This is a genomic window from Amycolatopsis sp. WAC 04169 (genome assembly GCF_003947535.1).
GTDB lineage: Bacteria > Actinomycetota > Actinomycetes > Mycobacteriales > Pseudonocardiaceae > Amycolatopsis > Amycolatopsis keratiniphila.
Map to the genome: position 1 here is coordinate 291,362 of NZ_QHJI01000008.1, position 19,102 is coordinate 310,463.

Consider the following 19,102-nt stretch of genomic DNA (forward strand, 5'->3'; position numbering starts at 1 on the left):
CGTTATTCGCCCGTCATGGCCTTCTTGCGCTGGTGGCCGATGACGAACGACGCCACGATGATCAGGAAGACCACCAGCGTGATGATCCAGCCCGTCACGCCGAAGGGGTCTTCGGCCGCGGCCGCTGCTCCGCTGTTCGACGCGCCGTCGGCGTTCGGCGCGGCGTTGGCCGGGTCCGCGTTCACGACTTCCGGCGACCGGTATTCGATGCGCCCCACCGATTCGGCCTTGGCCTCGCGCAGTGCGATGCCGTAATCGAGAAGCTTCGCCGCCTGCTCGGTGACCCGGGTCGGGCGCTGCTCGGCGCGCAACATCACGACCCCGACCCGGTGGCCGTTCCGGACCGCGCTGCCCGCGTAGGTGTGGCGCGCGTCGTCGGTGAAGCCGGTCTTCCCGCCGGTGAACCCGGGGTAGCTGCCGAGGAGCTTGTTGTCGTTGTAGATCGTGACGACCGGTTTTCCGCCGGTCGCCGGCACCTCGAAGCTCTTGGTCTTGACCACCTTGGCGAATTCGGGGTTCTTCATCGCGTAGTGGAAGATCAGGCTCATGTCGTAGGCGGAGGTCGACATGCCGGGGCCGTCGAGCCCGGACGGCGTCGCGGCCCGGGTGTCCGTGGCGCCGACGCGGGTGGCCAGCGCGTTCATCTTCGCCAGCGTCGCGTCCAGGCCGCCGAGCACGGTCGAGAGCGCGTGCGCCGCATCGTTGCCCGAGTGCATCAGGAGTCCGTGCAGCAGCTGGTCCACTGTGTACTGACCGCCGGCGCCGATGCCCATGCAGGTGCACTCCTGCTCGGCGTCCTCCTTGGTGGCCACGACGATCTTGCCCGGCGGGAGTTCGGTGACCACGACCAGCCCGAGCAGGACCTTGATCAGCGACGCCGGGCGCTGACGGGCGTGCGGATCCTTCGCCGCGATGACGTCACCGGTTTCGAGATCCTGCAGCACCCACGCCGCGGAGGTGTTCCCCTCGGGCGGGTTCAGCGCGCGCTTCGGGAGCACGAGCCCGCATTCGGCCATCCGGTCGCCGCCCACCGGTACCGGCGGCACCGGCAGCGGAGCCGGCGCGGCTTCGCCGGGGCGCGGCTTCTCTGAGGTGTCGACGGGCGGGGGAGGCGTGACCTTGTTCGCGCACGGCTGCGCCTGGGCTGGTGGCTTCGGGGCGGCTGTGGCCACCGGCGTCACCGCGAGGGCGAGCACACCGGAAACGAGGACCAGGAGCGACCGGGAGATAGCGCTGTGCACCCGAGCAATGTAGCGTCGCCGGGCCCGCTGCATACTCAGGGGCATGCGCATTTCGCGAGGTACTTCGATGTTCCTGCTGGGTTTCGGCGTGTGGTCGTGGATCATCTGGATCACGTTCGCCAAGAACCTCTGGGACAGCGACCGCGCCTGGGCCGCGGACGGCTCGCCCACGGCTTACTTCATCGTGCACGCGGTGCTGACGGTGGTCTCGTTCGTGCTCGGCACCATCATCGGTCTCATCGGTCTGCGCACGCTTCGTGGCGCCAAGTCACGGGACGCGGAAAAGGCTGACGCCTGATCGGGTTTTGTCGTCCTTTTGACGGTGTTGGGCAGGGTCAGGCTCGCTTAGGTTCACTCCACCGAATCATGGAGGTGGAATGTCCCGGATCAGACGCCTGCTCGTCCCCGCGCTCGTCGCGGCGGCGGCGGGAAGCGTGTTCGTGGCCCCGTCGGCGAGCGCCGCGCCCGCGCCGCAGTGCGACACCGCGAGCGCGCCGTTCAACTACGTGGTGCTCTACAACCCGCGTACCCCGGAGCGCAAGGTCGACGCCGAGCTGCGCGCGAAGTGCGGCGAGAAGGTCGCGTACTACCCGGAGATCGGGGTCGCGGTGGCGACCTCGCGCAACGCCGACTTCCAGGCGAAGATCGGTGTCTTCCGCGCCTACTCGGGCGGCCGTGACGTCGCGTTCCCGCCGGCGGCCACCACCCGCTCGACCCGCTCCGCGGTGGTCGACACCAAGGAGAACGAAGAGACCACCAGCGTCGCGGTCGAAGAGGACCTGTCGGCCCAGCAGTGGGACATGCGGGCGATCCAGGCTCCCGAGGCGAACAAGATCTCCGGTGGCAGCCGCTCGGTGACCGTCGGCGTGCTGGACTCGGGTATCGAGCCCACCCACCCCGCGCTGAAGGCGGCCCTCGACCCGGCGGTGTCGGCAGGCTGCAACAGCGGCGCGCCGGACACCACGCCCGCCGCCTGGGCGCCCACCAACTCCGACCACGGCACGCACGTCGCCGGCACGATCGCGGGCAAGGACGCCGCGCGCGGCTTCACGGGTGTCGCGCCCGGCGTCAAGCTGGCGTCGGTGAAGGTCGTGAACGACGACGGCCTGATTCTCCCCGAGGCCGCGGTGTGCGGGTTCATGTGGGCGGCGAAGCACCGCTTCCCGGTCACGAACAACAGCTACTACATCGACCCGGGCATGTTCTACTGCGCGAAGGAGCCGGGCGACGCGGCCGCGTTCGAGGCCGTCCGTCGCGCGGTGACCTACTCGACCGGCCGTGGCGTGCTGAACGTCGCCGCCGCCGGCAACAGCGGTTTCGACCCGGACAAGCAGACCACCGACCCGAACCGCCCGCACCCGGTCGACGAAAGCTGCGGCATCCTGCCCAAGGCCATCGACGGCGTCGTCAACGTCTCGGCCATCGGTTACGCGGGCACGAAGTCGTCGTACAGCAACTACGGCGACGACGTCTCGGTCACCGCTCCCGGTGGCGACCGCGCCCAGCTGCCGCCCGCCGGCCAGGGTGTCGGTTGCCCGCTGTCGACGATCTTCAACGGCGGCTACGGCGCCAAGTGCGGCACGTCGATGGCGTCCCCGCACGCCGCCGGTGTCGCCGCGCTGCTGGCGTCGCGCTACCGCCACGCTCCGCCGCGGGTGCTGACCTGGCTGCTGGAGCACCAGGCGGACGAGGTTCCTTGTGGGACTGCGGCTCCGGTCTGTGAGGGTCCGGCGAAGGACAACTCGTACTACGGGCACGGCCGCGTCAACGCCCTGGACGCGGTGAAGTAAAAGGGTTTCTGGTATTTCGGGGCCGGTCCACCTGATGGGCCGGCCCCGAATTCGTTCCGTCGCTTGCTGAAAGGCAAGATCCGTTCGGTGACCACTCGACCACGTGCCGGATTCTTCGGTCTTGGCGGTCCGTGGGCGAGGTAAGCTCGTGTGGGTGAAACCCTCATGGGGTAGCTGCCGAGTGAAGGTCGAGCGACTTCGGCTACTGTGCCGTCCACCACATCGGCAGCGATGGGGGCGACCAATCAACCTCGCGAATGGATGTACATGATGACCGGCGGTTCTGAGACGGGTGGCAACTAGCCATCGCCTGGCTCCGGCATGAACCCGTGCCGGAGCGTCAGCCGTTGCGCGTGTAGTCCGCGACGAAGCCCATCCGCTCGCTCAGCCGGGGCTCGCGGGCCGAGTACTCGACGATCACATCCTTGTTTCGCACCTTTTTCTTGAAATTGCGCGCACCCTGATTGCGTACGGTGAGAGACGCGGGGTTCGGGACGTTGCGGAAGACGACGCGGTGGGTGAACTTGCAGACCTGCTTGTCGAAGACCACGTCGAAGTCCTCCGGCTCCGCGCCGTTCATGAGGTCCGCCGACATCTTCGGCCACCACCATTCGACGGTCACGAGGTCGCCGTCCGCGACCCGGTTTCCCAAGTGGACGTAGATGTCGAGGCGGGGTTTGCCTGTCTTCGAGTTCTTCCAGACCGACGTGGCCTTCGCTCGCGTGCGCTCGGACGCGCTTTCAGGTCTCGCGTGGTACGCCTTGCACGAGATGCGCCGCTTCGCCCGGGCGGTCAAGGGGGTTATGCCGTAGTAAGCCATCTTGAGCGAAACGTATCTCGGCTTGCCGTCCTCGGCGGCGTTGAGGATTATGTTGCGTTTGCAATAGACGTCACCGTTGTTCTCGACGATGGTTTCTTGCCGCCACTCGCGGAGAACGATCGGTGAATCCGTGTGCATACTGTCGGCGTAGTCGTGGAGGATGTTCTCCACGTTGACGAGTTTGTTGCGTTGCCGTTGCGTTCCCGCGAACGAAACCAGCGCGGCCAAGACGAACAAGGCGCCGGCGGCGGTGGCGAAAGCCATTCGAAGCCAAGAGATGCCGAGTAGCTGACCGAGTAATCCGACCGTGCCCAGCATGGTGATCGTGCTTCCGAACACGCGAATGTAGCCGTGTTTGTAAACCAATTCTTCGATTTCCGCGATCAGAGGCACGAGTCGCTGCGAAAGGATCGCGCGCAGCTCCGAACCAGCACCCATCGCCTCGCCGCCCCTCGGTCACCCGGCATGGTGACTCTCCAGGCTATCCCAGTCACACACCGTTTCCAACGGTCTTCTTGACGGCGAAGCACCTTTCGACGGATTCGCGATCGGGGTCCTTCTCGCTACGTTATGAGCACCTTCGACAGTGGGGAGTTCACGATGTCGTTGTCCGGTCGGTTGGTTCCCGTGGTGGTGGGGCTGGCGATGCTCCCGCTTGTCAGCGCGCCCACGGCGGTGGCGGCGCCAGTGGCGCCTTGCAGCGAGGAACCGCGGGAGCTGCCCATCGACGAGTTCACCGATTATCGCGAAATGGTGCGGGAACTCGGCAGGCTCGAGCGCGTGAGCAGGGGGCGGGTGGCGGTCAAGGAGGTCGGGCGGTCGAACCGCGGCCGGGTGATCCATCAGGCGACCGTCGGGACCGGGCCGAAGGTCTTCGTGGTCTCCAGCGAGATCCACGGGAACGAGAAGACCGGCACCGACGCCCTGCTCCGGATCCTGGACTACCTCGGCACGTCGGACTCACGGGACGCCGAGCGGCTGCGGAAGACCATCACCTTCGTCGCGGTGCCGAAACTGAACCCGGACGGCGCCGAACTCGACCGGCGCGGCAACGACCTGTCGTGGACCGAGGTGCAGCGGAAGTTCCCCCAGCTGAAGGACCGGCCGCCCACCTGGAACTACCTCAGCGACGTCCTCCAGGGCGACGACTACCGCAAGCGGCCGGGGTTCGACGTCAACCGCGACTTCAATCCGGATCTGAACTACGTCCCGCGCGCGGAGGACGTCCCGGGCGCGCCGGATCAGCCGGGCTGGTTCATCACGCCCGAGGCGCGGGCGCTGCGTTCGGTGTACCTGGAGCTGACCGCGCGGCGCGGGAAGGTGCCCGACGTGTACGTCGATCTGCACCACCAAGGCGCGTGCGTCCGCCAGGAAGGCAGCAACCGGCTCCTCGACGTCGGCATCGACTACCCGCCGCTGCCGGACAAGTTCTTCGAGCCCGGGCAGAAGTACGCGAAGTACCGCGACGTGTACACAAAGGACGAATCGCGGCAGCTGGCGATTAGTGCGTTCAATGGGATGACGTCACGCGGGTTCGTCGGGGCGCGGTATCCGCATGCGCCGGACCGGGATCTGCCGGGGCAGGCGCGGTGTTCGTTCGCTTTGAACGGGACGGGGACGGTGCTGTTCGAGGTGCGCGGGCAGACGCAGACGCTCGGGCAGCAGCATCGGGAGCACTTCACGCGCGCGGTGATGGCGGGGCTGTACAACATGCTGCGGGATGTGAGCACGGGCGCTGTGGACCGCATCGATCCGGAGGCTTTCGACCTGCTGCCGGGTACCGCTGACTCCGGTGCCGATCATCACTCGCTGGATTCCCGGATCCTGGAGTAGCGACTTTCCGCTGAAGTACATGATGGCCCCCTTCCTTGCGCCTAGCGCAAGGAAGGGGGCCATCATGTACTTCAGGCAGCTGTCGCGAGGTGAATGTCGGGTCGAGGCCTGGCCGCGGCGACGTCGTGCGCGGCTGTCAGCTCGGCGAGGACGCCGTCGGGGTCGTCTCGTAGCCGGCGGGGCAGAGTTTGCACGACGACCAGGCCCGCCGCCGCATAACGTGTATTGCGCTCAAGGGTTCGCGCGTAGTCCGACTTGCGGAAATGGAACTCGAAAGAGTCGATCTCCCAAACGAGACCGACGTCCTGCCACAACGCGTCAGGACGTCCGATGTAGCGCCGTTGCCGGTCGTGGATCGCCGTGTTCCAGTGGCTCGGTGGCGTCGGCATGCGCTGGCTGAGGATCCTGGCGCGGGATTCCGCCATGGATCGGAGATCTACCCAGTTCGTCAGGAGGCGCCTCGGTACAGCCGTACCTCGAAGTGAGCCGTGATCGAGTTCGCGAAGCAGAGCCTTCGGATGACATCCGCCTTTCTGGACCGCTTCTATCAAGATCGCCTCGACCTGATCGGCGTCCCCGAGCCGTCGTGCCGTGTCCGTAATGGCCCGGACCAGCGGCGCCAAGGGAACTTCGTTCCGGACGACCGGTGACGGCAAGTGGATCGTTCGTTCCATCGTCACGAAGCCGGTGCTACGGATCTTCCGATCATGCGGGATCAGCAGATGCAGACCCGCGTCCGGTGGCATCGCGGAGGTACGCAGTCCGTGCCGCCGACAGGCTTCGACTCCGGTGAGGACCGCCTCCGCTCCGCCGTGCAGGAGCCCCGCGGTCACGAGCTGCTCGATCGTGGGCTCGTTGTTGTGCAACAGGATGATGCCCGGCAGCAACCGTTGCCATGGGCCGCCGGGCAGGCAGCGGGTGTAGATCGTCCGGCTGCTCATCTCGAGGCTTTCCAGATCGGACGCCCGGACGACGCCGTTGCGACTTCGTTCGTGCAGCAGTTCGGGATGCTGAGCCCATCTCCCCCTCTTGGTCATGATGCTCAGCGTGAGCCAGGAGCAGCCTGCCCCGCCAGAGTCGATTCGCCGACCTGTGGATAAGTGTCCCGTTGTGGATAACTCAGCCCCAAGTACATGAAGGCCCCCTTCCTTGCGCCTAGCGCAAGGAAGGGGGCCTTCATGTACTTCAACGCCAACCAGAGGCGTCAGACGCGCTTGAAGAGCAAAGCGCGCTTAACCTCTTGGATCGCCTTCGTGACCTGGATGCCACGCGGGCAGGCATCGGTGCAGTTGAACGTCGTCCGGCAGCGCCAGACACCCTCGGAGTCGTTCAGGATGTCGAGACGCTCTTCGGCGCCTTCGTCACGCGAGTCGAAGATGAACCGGTGCGCGTTGACGATCGCGGCCGGGCCGAAGTACGAGCCGTCGTTCCAGTACACCGGGCACGAGGACGTGCAGCAGGCGCACAGGATGCACTTGGTCGTGTCGTCGAACCGGTCGCGGTCGGCCTGCGACTGGATCCGCTCGCGCGTGGGCTCGTTCCCGTAGGCGATCAGGTACGGCTTCACGGCCTTGTACGCCTCGAAGAACGGGTCCATGTCGACGTAAAGGTCCTTGAGCGTCGTCAGGCCCTTGATCGGCGCGATGGTGATGGTCGTCTTCTTGCCGTCCTGCGACAGCAGGTCCTTCATCAGGACCTTGCACGCCAGCCGGTTGATGCCGTTGATCTGCATCGCGTCGGAACCACAGACGCCGTGCGCGCACGAGCGCCGGAACGAGAACGTCCCGTCGATGTAGTCCTTCACGTAGAAGAGCAGGTTCAGCAGCCGGTCGGTGCGCTGCGCCGGGACGTCGTAGGACTCCCAGTGCGGCTCGGTGTCGATCTCGGGGTTGAACCGGAGGATCTTCAGCGTGACGGTGATCGGCGTGTGGTCGGAGGACACGGCCTCCGACTTCTCGGGGGTTGCCGTGGTCATCAGTACTTCCGCTCCATCGGTTCGTAGCGGGTGAAGGTCACCGGCTTGTAGTCCAGGCGGACGTCGGCGGTGAGACCTTCGCCCTCCTTGTAGGCCATGGTGTGCCGCATGAAGTTCGTGTCGTCGCGGTTCGGGTAGTCCTCGCGCGCGTGCCCGCCGCGGGATTCCTTGCGCGCCAGGGCGCCGACGACCAGGACCTCGGCGAGTTCGAGCAGGAAGCCCAGCTCGACGGCCTCGAGGACGTCGGTGTTGTACCGCTTCCCCTTGTCCGACACGGTGATCCGGCTGTACCGCTCCTTCAGCGCCTGCACGTCGGTCAGCGCCTGCTTCAGCGTGTCTTCGGTGCGGTACACCGAAGCGTGCGAGTCCATCGTCCGCTGCAGCTCGGTGCGGATGTCGGCGACGCGCTCGTCACCGTGCTCCGAGAGCAGCAGCGCCAGCTGGTCCTCGACGAGCTTGGTCGGGTTCTCCGGCAGCTCGATGTGCTCGTGCGCCAGCGCGTACTCGGCGGCCGCGATGCCGGCGCGACGGCCGAACACGTTGATGTCGAGCAGCGAGTTCGTGCCGAGCCGGTTCGAGCCGTGCACGGACACGCACGCCACCTCGCCCGCGGCGTACAGGCCGGGGATGACGTTTTCGTTGTCCCGCAACGCCTCGCCGTGGATGTTGGTCGGGATGCCGCCCATCACGTAGTGGCAGGTCGGGAACACGGGCACCGGCTCGGTGACCGGGTCGACGCCCAGGTACGTCCGCGAGAACTCCATGATGTCCGGGAGTTTCGCGTTCAGCGTCTCTTCCGGGATGTGCGTGACGTCGAGGACGACGTAGTCCTTGTTCGGCCCGCAACCGCGGCCCTGCAGCACTTCCTGCACCATCGACCGGGCGACGATGTCGCGCGGCGCGAGGTCCTTGATGGTGGGGGCGTAGCGCTCCATGAACCGCTCGCCGTCGGCGTTGCGGAGGATGCCGCCCTCACCGCGCACGGCCTCGGAGATGAGGATGCCGAGCCCGGCCAGACCTGTCGGGTGGAACTGGAAGAACTCCATGTCCTCCAGCGGCAGGCCCTTGCGGAAGATGATGCCGAGGCCGTCACCGGTGAGGGTGTGCGCGTTCGACGTCGTCTTGAAGATCTTGCCCGCGCCGCCGGTGGCGAACACGATCGACTTCGCCTGGAAGACGTGGAGCTCGCCGGTCGCCAGCTCGTAGGCGACGACGCCGGAGGCGGCCGGGTTGCCGTTCTCGTCCGGGGTCAGCACCAGGTCGAGCACGTAGAACTCGTTGAAGAACTCGGTGCCGTGCTTGACGCAGTTCTGATACAGCGTCTGCAGGATCATGTGCCCGGTGCGGTCCGCGGCGTAGCAGGCGCGGCGCACCGCGGCCTTGCCGTGGTCACGGGTGTGCCCGCCGAAGCGGCGCTGGTCGATCTTGCCTTCGGGCGTCCGGTTGAACGGCAGGCCCATCTTCTCGAGGTCGAGGACCGCGTCGATGGCTTCCTTCGCCATGATCTCGGCGGCGTCCTGGTCGACCAGGTAGTCGCCGCCCTTGATCGTGTCGAAGGTGTGCCACTCCCAGTTGTCCTCTTCGACGTTCGCCAGCGCGGCGCACATGCCGCCCTGGGCGGCGCCGGTGTGCGAACGCGTCGGGTAGAGCTTGGTGAGGACCGCGGTGCGGGCACGCTGGCCGGATTCGATGGCCGCGCGCATGCCGGCGCCACCGGCGCCGACGATCACCACGTCGTACTTGTGGAACTGCATGAGGACTCCGCTTTGAACGTGTGGTGGGGCGTCAGTTGGCCGAGATGCCGGGATCGAAGGTGAAGATCACCATCGTGCCGACGGCGAGGATCAGCACCATCGAGACGTAGAGCACGATCTTCAGCCAGAACCGGGTGCTGTCCTTGCGGGCGTAGTCGTCGATGATCGTCCGCAGCCCGTTGCCGCCGTGGATCTCGGCGAGCCACAGCATCGACAGGTCCCAGAACTGCCAGAACGGCGAGGCCCAGCGGCCGGCGACGAAGCCCCAGTTGATGCGGTGCACGCCGCCGTCGAGGATGTTCATGATGAACAGGTGGCCGAGCACCAGCACGATCAGGGCGAGGCCCGAGATGCGCATGAACAGCCAGCTGTAGAGCTCGAAGTTGCTGCGGCGGGCAGCGGGGCGCTTCGGCGAGCGCGGCTTGTCGAGTGCGAGAACTTCGGATGCCATGGTCAGTGCCCCCCGAACATAACTTCGACGGTGCGCTTCATCATGAAGAAGGCACCGGGAATCATCACCACGACCCAGATGGCCAGGATGGTCCAGAGCATCGGCTTCTGGAACTTCGGTCCCTTCTCCCAGAAGTCGACCAGCATGACCCGGATGCCGTTGAGCGCGTGGAACAGCACCGCGCCGACCAGGCCGACCTCGAGGAGGTTGACCAGCGGGGTCTTGTAGGTCTCGATGACCTCGTTGTACGTGTCGGGCGACACGCGCACGAGCGCGGTGTCGAGCACGTGCACGAAGAGGAAGAAGAATGTCAGCACGCCGGTGATGCGGTGCAGCACCCAGGACCACATACCGGGGTCTCCCCGGTAGAACGTCCCTTGCCGGCGTGAGGCACCCGCCCGATCGCTCGCGGCCGCCTCGGTGGCGGTGCTAGCCGTGGTGGACATCGGTGAACGGCCTCCAACGTCATGGCTTGGGCCCGCTGACCGCTGGTTTCCGCGCCTGCCGCCGGGACGTCCACCTGGGGACGGCTCCGGCGACGGTGCCGAGATCATGGTCATCGAGCGTGGATGAAAAGGATGCTAGACCCGCACCTCACGGTGGGCTCACCTCCGGGTTCCTCTGTGTGATGGACCAGACATCGGGACCCTCGCACGATCGAGTGACGAGGGCCGGTAACTCACCGGTTCGTCCACTGTGGACGCGCCGGACGGCCCCGCCGGCGGGCCTGAACGGTGCGTGACGATCTTCGGCGCGTCACGCGGCCTGGGGGCCGGGCGCTGCCTGCGATTACGCCATTCCGATCACCGTGCGTACTCCATTCGTCGCGCTTACGACTCATGAGTAAACATTTGTGTTACGTAGCGTGCCTTTCCTATGGCAGCAAAGCGGCCGTTAGGTACCGTCTCTCGGTCGAACCCGGCAGCGTCGCCGGGTCGCTTTCTTCGGACCATCCGCTGGATCAGCGGGGAGGGAGACACACGTTGCGTCGCATGCGTGGAACCGCGCTGGCCGCCGCCGCCATGGCCGGTGCACTGGTACTTGCCGGGTGCGCGAAGGATTCAGGTGCGGGGAACAACAACAACGCGAGCACTGGGGACCAGTCCGCCAGCTGCGTGACGGCGCCTAAGCCGCCTGCCGCGGCGGCCGCCTCGACCAGCTCCAGCCAGGCCGGCGAGAAGGTCGACGGCAGCAAGCTCAAGGTCGCGCTGGCCTTCGACGTCGGCGGCCGCGGCGACGCGTCGTTCAACGACTCCGCCGCCGCCGGTACCGACAAGGCGAAGGCCGAGCTCGGCGTCACGACGGTCACCGAAAGCACCGCCGCCGCGACCGAGGACGAGGCCGCCAAGTCGCAGCGTCTCGACCAGCTCGCCACCCAGGGCTTCAGCCCGATCATCGCGGTCGGCTTCGCCTACGCCAAGGCCGTCGGCGCCATCGCGCCGAAGTACCCGAACACCCAGTTCGCGATCGTCGACGACGACTCCGTCAAGGCGCCGAACGTCACCTCGCTCGTCTTCGCCGAGGAGCAGGGCTCGTTCCTGGCCGGTGTCGCCGCCGCCTACAAGTCGAAGAAGTGCCACGTCGGCTTCGTCGGTGGCGTGAACACGCCGCTGATCCAGAAGTTCGAGGCCGGCTTCCTCCAGGGCGTGAAGGCCGCTTCGAGCAAGGCCAAGATCGAGGACGAGTACCTCACCCCGGCCGGTGACTTCTCCGGGTTCCAGGACCCCGCGAAGGGCAACGTGAAGGCCGCCGCGCAGATCGCCAAGGGCGCGGACGTGATCTACCACGCCGCCGGCGCTTCCGGTAAGGGCGTCTTCGAGGCGGCCAAGTCCAACAACGCCATGGCCATCGGCGTCGACTCCGACCAGTACAACCAGAAGACGGTCGAGGCGTCGAAGGACGTCATCATCACTTCGATGCTCAAGCGCGTCGACGTGGCGGTGTTCGACTACCTGCGCGCGCTGGCGAAGGGCGACCTGACGACGCTGCCGAAGCGGTTCGACCTCAAGGTCGACGGCATCGGCTACGCCACCTCCGGTGGCAAGGTCGACGACATCAAGGACGTCCTCGACGGCTACAAGGCGCAGATCGTCTCCGGGGCGATCACCGTCTCGGACAAGCCGCAGAAGTAAGCTCGACCAGGCAGTGGGGCTCGGGAGGGTAACCCCTTCCGAGCCCCAACCTGTTTACCCAGAACTGGATGGCTTTTCCATGAGCGCTCCCCAGGCCGAGGTCACCGACGCCCCCGACCGGGGTGAACCGGCCGTGCAGCTGACCGGGATCACGAAGCGGTTCCCCGGTGTCGTGGCCAACTCCGACGTCAACCTCACCGTCACCAAGGGCGAGGTGCACGCCGTCTGCGGCGAGAACGGCGCGGGCAAATCGACCCTGATGAAGATCCTCTACGGCATGCAACAGCCGGACGAGGGCGACATCGCGATCAACGGCGAACCGGTGAAACTGCGCAACCCGCAGGACGCCATCAAGACCGGGATCGGGATGGTCCACCAGCACTTCATGCTGGCCGACAATCTCACCGTCGGGGAGAACGTCTTCCTCGGCGCGGAGAACCTGCACGGCATCGGCCGCGCGGCGAGGGCGAAGCTGGCGGAACTCGCCGAACGCGTCGGCCTGCGCGCCCGCCCGGACGCGCTGCTGGAAGAGCTCGGCGTCGCCGACCGCCAGCGCGTGGAGATCGTCAAGGTGCTCTACCGCGGCGCGCGGATCATCATCCTCGACGAGCCCACCGCGGTGCTCGTGCCGCAGGAGGTCGACGCGCTGTTCGAGACCGTCCGCGCCATGCAGAAGGACGGTTTCACCTTCATCTTCATCTCGCACAAGCTCGACGAGGTGCGCGCGATCGCCGACACGGTCACCGTGATCCGGCGCGGCACCACCGTCGGCACGGCGGATCCGAAGACGATCACCTCGCGCCAGCTGGCCGAGATGATGGTCGGCTCGGAGCTGCCCAGCCCGGAGACCCGCGAATCCACGGTGACCGACCGGAACGTGCTACGCCTGGACGACGTCTGCCTGAGCGTCGAGGGGTCCGAGCGGAACGTGCTCGACCACATCTCCTTCACCGTGCACGCGGGTGAGGTGCTCGGGATCGCCGGCGTCGAGGGCAACGGCCAGACCGAACTCGTCGAGACGATCATGGGCATGCGCAAGGGCGGCGGCCGGATCGAACTGACCGAGGTCGACGGCAAGGTCGTCGAACTGCACAAGCTGGGGACGCTCGCCCGCCGCGAGGCCGGGATCGGCTACATCGCCGAAGACCGCACGCGGCACAGCCTCCTGCTCACGCAACCCTTGTGGGTCAACCGGATCCTCGGCTACCAGACGCGCAAGCCGGTCGCGAAAGGACAGTTGCTCGACATCGACGGCGCGCGGGAGGACACCCGCCGCATCGTCGAGGAGTACGACGTCCGCACGCCGGGTATCGACGTCCCCGCCGCCGCGCTTTCGGGTGGTAACCAGCAGAAGCTGATCGTCGGGCGCGAGCTTTCCGGCGACCCGGTGCTGCTGATCGCGTCGCATCCGACGCGTGGTGTCGACGTCGGCGCGCAGGCGCTGATCTGGGAACAGATCCGCCAGGCGCGCGCGGCCGGGCTGGCCGTCCTGCTGGTTTCGGCCGACCTCGACGAGCTGATCGGGCTGTCCGACACCATCCAGGTCATGCTTCGCGGACGGCTGGTCGGCGAGGCCGACCCCGCGACCGTGACCCCACAGGAACTGGGCTCCGCGATGACGGGTGCCTCCGAAGACACTGAAGAAGGTGCAGCGTGAGTTCCTGGCGTACGAGGCTGCTGCCGCCTCTGCTCGCGATCGTTTTCGCGGTCATCCTGACGGCCATCGCGCTGATCATCTCGGGGGCGGATCCGCTCCAGGCCTACGGCACGATGATCGGCCAGCTCTTCAAGGGCTCGACGGCCGTCGACACGGTGAACCTCGCGACGGTCTACTACCTGTCCGGGCTCGCGGTGGCCATCGGCTTCCAGATGAACCTGTTCAACATCGGTGTCGAGGGCCAATACCGGTTCGCCGCCATCGTCACCGCCATCATCGGCGGGGCGCTGCAGCTGCCGCCGGTGATCCACGTGATCGCGATCCTGATCGTCGCGGTGGCCAGCGGCATGCTCTACGCGGCCATCCCGGCCGTGCTGAAGGTGACCCGCGGGGTTTCCGAGGTCATCTCGACGATCATGCTGAACGCGATCGTCGGCGGCATCGTGGCGTTCCTGGTCAACGCGGACCAGTTCGGCGTGCAGACCGGCAACAACATCGCCACCCGCGAGATCGCCGAGACCGGCCGGATCCCCGGAATCCCGATCGGATCGGGCGAGCTGTTCGGCTTCGTGGTCATCGCGGCGCTGATCGGTGGGGCCTACTGGTTCATGCTCAACCGGACCCGGTTCGGCTTCGAGCTCAAGGCCTCCGGCGAATCGACGACGGCCGCCGCGGCGGGTGGCGTCAACGCCAAGAAGATGACGCTGATCGCGATGCTGCTTTCCGGTGGTGTCGCCGGCCTGGTCGCGATGCCGGAACTGCTCGGCCGCGACTTCAGCTACGGCATCACCTCGACCCAGATGTACGGCTTCACCGGTATCGCGGTCGCCCTGCTCGGGCGTAACCACCCGGCCGGGATCGCGCTGGGCGCCCTGCTGTGGGCATTCCTCGACCGGTCCGCCGTTTCGCTGGAGCAGATCAACGTGTCCAAAGAGATCGCCACGATCATGCAGGGCGTGATCGTGCTGTCGGTCGTCATCGCGTACGAGATCGTGCGCCGCGCGGACCTGGCCGCCGAACAGCGTCGCGTCGGTCGCGCGCTGGCAGGCAACGGCCGCAAGGGTTCCAGCGTGTCCGAGGGAGGTGCGGTGTGACCACCGCGGACGTTCTTTCGCCCAACACGGGCGGGACCACCATGCCGGTGAAACCGCCGAAGCGGCGTATCCCCGGCTGGCTCAAGGGCGCCATCTGGGGTCTGCTGGCGGTCGGTGTGCTCGCGATCGCGTCGTACGCCACCGGCGTCAACACGCTGACCTCGACCAACACCGCGCACACCGCGTTGCGGCTGGCGCTGCCGATCCTGCTGTGCGCGCTCGGCGGGCTCTGGGCCGAACGCGCGGGCGTGATCAACATCGGCCTCGAAGGCATGATGATCCTCGGCACCTGGGGTGCCGCGTGGGGCGCGTACCACGGCGGAGTCTGGGCCGGGCTGATCGCGGCGGTCGTGTTCGGTGCGCTCGGCGGGCTGCTGCACGCCGTCGCGACGGTGACCTTCAACGTCAACCACATCGTCTCCGGTGTGGCGATCAACCTGCTCGGTCTCGGTGTCGCGAAGTACCTGGCGAACCTGGTGTTCACGCCGCTTTCGGGCAACCCGCGTCAGTCGCCGCCGGTGCCGAAGTTCGACACGTACTCGGCGACGTTCCTCTCGGACTGGTTGTCGGACCTGGAAAAGATGCAGCGCGTCTTCATCTCCGACCTCGCCGGCATCCTCAACGGCCTGATCACCGAGGTCGCGCCGCTGACGATGATCGCGATCGCGCTGGTGCCGATCAGCTACTTCGTGCTGTGGCGGACGCGGTTCGGCCTGCGGCTGCGGTCCTGCGGGGAGAACCCGGTCGCGGCCGAGTCCCTCGGCGTGAAGGTCTACCTGCACAAGTACGTCGCCATGATCATCTCCGGTGGGCTCGCCGGAATGGGTGGCGCGTCGCTCGTGCTGCTCGCCGGCGGTGCGGACTACCTGGAGAACCAGACCAACAACCGTGGGTACATCGGCCTCGCGGCGATGATCTTCGGCAACTGGCGGCCGGGCGGCCTGCTCGGCGGCGCGGCGCTGTTCGGTTACGCGGACGGCCTCCAGCTCGCCGGTGGCGGCACCGCGGTGCTCGCGCTGCTGTACGGCGCGGTGATCCTGCTCGCCGTGATCGTGGCGGTGCAGTTGTTCCGCCGTCAGTGGATCGCTTCCGCGCTCGGTGTCGTCGGCGCGGCCGCGCTGTACGCGATCTACTGGACCAACGACGACCTGCCCAGCGACCTCATCCCGTACACCGCGCACTTCGTGACGCTGATCGTGCTGGCGGTGGCTTCGCAGCGGCTGCGGCCGCCCAAGGCGATCGGCGCCACCTATCGGCGAGGTGAGGACTGACATGGCGGAGTACGACTGGGAAGCCTTGCGGGCTCAAGCCGTCGAGGCGGCGAAGTCGGCGTACGCGCCGTACTCCGGGTTGCACGTCGGTGTCGCCGCGGTGGTGGACGACGGCCGGATCGTCGTCGGCTGCAACGTCGAGAACGCCTCGTACGGCTTGGGAATGTGCGCGGAATGCACGATGGCGGGGCAGCTGCGGCTGACCGGCGGCGGCAAGCTCGTCGCCGTCGCGTGCCGAAGCGGCGCCGGTGATCTGCTGATGCCGTGCGGGCGCTGCCGTCAGATCCTGTTCGAGCACGGCGGATCCGACTGCCTGGTGGACACCCCGAGCGGCATCCTGCCGATGTCGGCGGTGCTGCCGGACGCGTTCGGGCCGGACGACCTGCCGTGAGCGCTTTCGCCGCCGTCGACGTCATCCGCGCGAAGCGGGACGGTGGACGGCTCACCGACGAGCAGATCGACTGGACCATCGACGCGTACACGCGCGGCGACATCGCCGAGGAGCAGATGGCCGCGCTCGCGATGGCCATCTTCCTGCGGGGGATGGACTCCGGGGAGATCGCGCGCTGGACCGGCGCGATGATCTCGTCGGGGGAGCGGCTGGACCTGAAGGTCAGCCGTCCGACGATCGACAAGCACTCGACGGGCGGGGTCGGCGACAAGATCACGCTCCCGCTGGCGCCGCTCGTCGCGGCTTGTGGCGCGGCCGTGCCGCAGCTGTCCGGGCGCGGGCTCGGGCACACCGGCGGGACGCTGGACAAACTGGAGTCGATTCCGGGCTGGCGTGCCTCTTTGTCGACAGCGGAGATCGTCCGGCAGCTCGACGAGGTCGGCGCGGTGGTCTGCGCGGCCACCTCCGGTTTGGCGCCCGCGGACAAGAAGCTGTACGCGTTGCGGGACGTGACTTCGACGGTGGAGTCGATCCCGCTGATCGCGAGCTCGATCATGAGCAAGAAGATCGCCGAGGGCTCGGCCGGGCTGGTGCTCGACGTGAAGACGGGTTCGGGTGCGTTCATGAAGACGCTGCCGCAGGCCCGTGAACTCGCGCGGACGCTGGTGGAGATCGGGACCGCGCACGGTGTCGCGACGACGGCGCTGATCACGGACATGAACGTGCCGTTGGGCCGCGCGGTCGGCAACGCGATCGAGGTCGCGGAGTCGGTCGAGGTGCTGCGCGGCGGCGGTCCTTCCGACGTCGTCGAGCTGACCGTGGCTTTGGCGCGGGAGATGCTGGCGCTGGCCGGATTGTCCGATGTGGACCCGGCTGAGGTGCTGGCTTCCGGCCGGGCTTACGAGACGTGGTGCCGGATGATCTCCGCCCAGGGCGGGGATCCGGAGGCCGCTTTGCCGCGGCCTCGCCATGTACACGTGGTTCCGGCGCCCGCCGATGGGGTTTTGTCGCGTTTGGATGCTTATGCGGTCGGGGTCGCCGCTTGGCGGCTCGGGGCAGGGCGGGCGCGCAAGGAGGATCCGGTGCAGGCCGCCGCGGGTGTCCTGTGCCTGGCGAAGCCGGGCGACACTGTGTCGGCCGGGCAGCCGCTTCTGGAGCTGCACACCGATACGCCGGAGGCTGTTCCTTCGGCTCTCGCTGCGCTCGAAGACGCCTACGCGGTCGGCTCCGCTGGGCCTTCGGCCTCCGCTCCGCTCGTCCTGGAGACCGTGCGGCCCTGACCTGCGTTTAGCGGGCTAAACGCGATCCGGCGGTCGCCCTGCTCGCGACCCCCTGTGTCCTGAAGGCCCCCTTTGAGACGTTGAACGTCCCAAAGGGGGCCTTCGCGCGTCCGCGCCCGGCACCCCCGCGTTTCGTCCTCTGGATGCGGTAGTTGCACGCGCAAGTACCGCATCCAGAGGACGAAACGCGGGGAGGCGGATCGCGTTTAGCCCGCTAAACGCAGGTCGTGGCCCGAGAAAGCGCGAAGGCCCCCGTCTCAGGCGAAGCCGTGGGAAGGGGGCCTTCACGCGTCAAGCGAGGGCGTCAGTCGGTGGTCTCGTCGCCGCCGTCGGCCTTCGCCTTGGCGTCGGCCGCCTTCGGCGCCCGGCCGTTGCGCGAGCTGCGACGCGGCTGGCGCGGGGCGGGCGGCGGCGGGGAGATCTGCTGCACGGCCGGTCCGCCACCGAGCATCAGCTCCGCGAAGGTCGCCATGGCCTCGTCCAGCTGGCCGCCGATGCGGCGCACGGACTCGTCGTTGCTCTTGCGCACCAGCGAGTCGACCGAGTCGGTGTCCGGCTGCTTCTGCAGCGTGCTCTCGACCTTCGACAGGCCGGAGCGGATCGAGCCGTCGAGGTCGCCGAGGCGTCCGGTGAAGCCGTCCTCGACCTTGTCGAGCCGCTCCGCCAGGTCGTCGAGCCGCGAGGTGACCTTCTCCAGGCGGTCGCCGAGGCCGTCGAGCCGCTCCGACGCGTCGATCATCTCGCCGGTCTCGGTCAGCGCGGTCTTGAGCGCCTCGGTGTTCGCGGTGAGGCTTTCCTTGGTCGCCTTGTCGAGGTTCTCGACGCGGGTGCGCAGTTCGCGGTCGACGGTGTCGACGCGGTCCCGCAGGGTGGACTCGGCCTGCTCGACGCGCTCGCGCACCGGGCCGATCACCGACTGCGGCAGCGTGTCGGTCTTCACGTCCTGCTTGTCGAGGTGCGCGCCGAGCTCGTCGAGACGGCGGTGGATGTTCTGGAGCTTGTCCTCGAGCCCGTCCATCCGGCCCCCGACGCCTTCCAGACGCGCGGCCATGCCGTCGAGGCGGCCGTCGAGCTGAGCGAACGGCTTGGCCAGCTTGTCGACGATGCTTTCGACGGCACGGGTCAGCGCGGCGATCGCGGTGTCCTGCGCTTCGAGCCGCGACATGGTCTCGTCGAGCCGCTCGGCGAGCACGCTGGTCTCGGTGCGGTCGGGCATCTCGGAGAGCCGCTTGCGCACCGCGCCGAGCGAGTCGACCGGGGCCAGACGTGCGTAGATGTCGTCCAGCGCGTCGAAGATCTGCTGCTGTTCGCTCTCACGCACTTCGGCCGCGCGCACCAGCATGTTGCGCATCCGGTCGAAGGACGGGGCTGCAATGTGGTTGTCAGTGGTCACTGCGGTGTCCTTCGTGGGCG

17 protein-coding genes are annotated in these 19,102 nt (G+C 67.4%); 9 read left to right on the forward strand and 8 right to left on the reverse strand.

The window, feature by feature from the left end:
• Positions 1-2: 2 nt before the first annotated feature.
• Positions 3-1,241 carry a D-alanyl-D-alanine carboxypeptidase family protein gene (locus DMC61_RS23685; RefSeq protein ID WP_125691311.1) on the reverse strand — a complete coding sequence of 413 codons (1,239 nt, stop codon included), beginning with the start codon at positions 1,239-1,241 and terminating at the stop codon, positions 3-5.
• Between the two features lie 43 nt (positions 1,242-1,284).
• On the opposite strand from DMC61_RS23685, the gene DMC61_RS23690 reads away from it, so the two are divergent.
• Together DMC61_RS23690 and DMC61_RS23695 are read left to right on the forward strand one after the other, a co-directional pair.
• Complete coding sequence (locus DMC61_RS23690) at positions 1,285-1,539, forward strand: SCO4848 family membrane protein (protein WP_026467335.1); 255 nt, start codon at positions 1,285-1,287, stop codon at positions 1,537-1,539.
• Between the two features lie 79 nt (positions 1,540-1,618).
• On the forward strand, positions 1,619-3,031 hold the full coding sequence (locus tag DMC61_RS23695; protein ID WP_016331252.1) for a S8 family serine peptidase: 1,413 nt from the start codon (positions 1,619-1,621) through the stop codon (positions 3,029-3,031).
• Positions 3,032-3,371: 340 nt separating this feature from the next.
• On the opposite strand, the gene DMC61_RS23700 is transcribed toward DMC61_RS23695, so the two are convergent.
• Positions 3,372-4,289, reverse strand: coding sequence for a hypothetical protein (locus DMC61_RS23700; RefSeq protein WP_125691313.1), 918 nt, complete (start codon positions 4,287-4,289; stop codon positions 3,372-3,374).
• A 162-nt stretch (positions 4,290-4,451) separates the two neighbouring features.
• Between DMC61_RS23700 and DMC61_RS23705 the strand changes: the two genes are divergently transcribed.
• Positions 4,452-5,684, forward strand: a complete 1,233-nt coding sequence (locus DMC61_RS23705; RefSeq protein WP_233594925.1) for a M14 family zinc carboxypeptidase — start codon at positions 4,452-4,454, stop codon at positions 5,682-5,684.
• 71 nt (positions 5,685-5,755) lie between these two features.
• Here DMC61_RS23705 and DMC61_RS23710 read toward each other — a convergent pair whose 3' ends face one another.
• The 5 genes from DMC61_RS23710 to sdhC form a co-directional block, all read right to left on the reverse strand.
• Positions 5,756-6,721, reverse strand: a complete 966-nt coding sequence (locus DMC61_RS23710; RefSeq protein WP_125691317.1) for a hypothetical protein — start codon at positions 6,719-6,721, stop codon at positions 5,756-5,758.
• Positions 6,722-6,888: 167 nt separating this feature from the next.
• Complete coding sequence (locus DMC61_RS23715; protein WP_125691319.1) at positions 6,889-7,659, reverse strand: succinate dehydrogenase iron-sulfur subunit; 771 nt, start codon at positions 7,657-7,659, stop codon at positions 6,889-6,891.
• On the reverse strand, positions 7,659-9,413 hold the full coding sequence (gene sdhA / locus DMC61_RS23720) for a succinate dehydrogenase flavoprotein subunit (RefSeq protein ID WP_016331257.1): 1,755 nt from the start codon (positions 9,411-9,413) through the stop codon (positions 7,659-7,661). The genes DMC61_RS23715 and sdhA overlap by 1 nt, the downstream gene beginning before the upstream one ends.
• A gap of 31 nt (positions 9,414-9,444) precedes the next feature.
• Positions 9,445-9,864 (reverse strand): succinate dehydrogenase hydrophobic membrane anchor subunit, encoded by a 420-nt coding sequence (locus DMC61_RS23725; RefSeq protein ID WP_037315751.1) that lies wholly within the window; start codon positions 9,862-9,864, stop codon positions 9,445-9,447.
• A gap of 2 nt (positions 9,865-9,866) precedes the next feature.
• A complete protein-coding gene (sdhC, locus tag DMC61_RS23730; protein WP_081809635.1) occupies positions 9,867-10,310 on the reverse strand; it encodes a succinate dehydrogenase, cytochrome b556 subunit in 444 nt (147 codons plus the stop codon).
• Positions 10,311-10,856: 546 nt separating this feature from the next.
• Here sdhC and DMC61_RS23735 point away from each other — a divergent pair.
• From DMC61_RS23735 to DMC61_RS23760, 6 genes are all read left to right on the forward strand, one after another.
• Positions 10,857-11,996 carry a BMP family protein gene (locus DMC61_RS23735; protein ID WP_125691321.1) on the forward strand — a complete coding sequence of 380 codons (1,140 nt, stop codon included), beginning with the start codon at positions 10,857-10,859 and terminating at the stop codon, positions 11,994-11,996.
• 79 nt (positions 11,997-12,075) lie between these two features.
• Positions 12,076-13,653: an ABC transporter ATP-binding protein gene (locus tag DMC61_RS23740; protein WP_125691323.1), complete on the forward strand. Its 1,578-nt coding sequence runs from the start codon at positions 12,076-12,078 to the stop codon at positions 13,651-13,653.
• Positions 13,650-14,747 carry an ABC transporter permease gene (locus tag DMC61_RS23745; RefSeq protein WP_125691325.1) on the forward strand — a complete coding sequence of 366 codons (1,098 nt, stop codon included), beginning with the start codon at positions 13,650-13,652 and terminating at the stop codon, positions 14,745-14,747. Before DMC61_RS23740 ends, DMC61_RS23745 begins: the two co-directional genes overlap by 4 nt.
• Positions 14,744-16,018, forward strand: coding sequence for an ABC transporter permease (locus DMC61_RS23750; protein ID WP_016331263.1), 1,275 nt, complete (start codon positions 14,744-14,746; stop codon positions 16,016-16,018). Before DMC61_RS23745 ends, DMC61_RS23750 begins: the two co-directional genes overlap by 4 nt.
• A gap of 1 nt (position 16,019) precedes the next feature.
• Positions 16,020-16,409 carry a cytidine deaminase gene (locus DMC61_RS23755; RefSeq protein ID WP_034304610.1) on the forward strand — a complete coding sequence of 130 codons (390 nt, stop codon included), beginning with the start codon at positions 16,020-16,022 and terminating at the stop codon, positions 16,407-16,409.
• On the forward strand, positions 16,406-17,689 hold the full coding sequence (locus tag DMC61_RS23760) for a thymidine phosphorylase (protein WP_125691327.1): 1,284 nt from the start codon (positions 16,406-16,408) through the stop codon (positions 17,687-17,689). Before DMC61_RS23755 ends, DMC61_RS23760 begins: the two co-directional genes overlap by 4 nt.
• 304 nt (positions 17,690-17,993) lie before the next feature.
• Here the strand turns inward: DMC61_RS23760 and DMC61_RS23770 are convergent, their stop codons facing one another.
• Positions 17,994-19,082, reverse strand: coding sequence for a PA containing protein (locus tag DMC61_RS23770; RefSeq protein WP_125691331.1), 1,089 nt, complete (start codon positions 19,080-19,082; stop codon positions 17,994-17,996).
• Positions 19,083-19,102 lie beyond the last annotated feature (20 nt).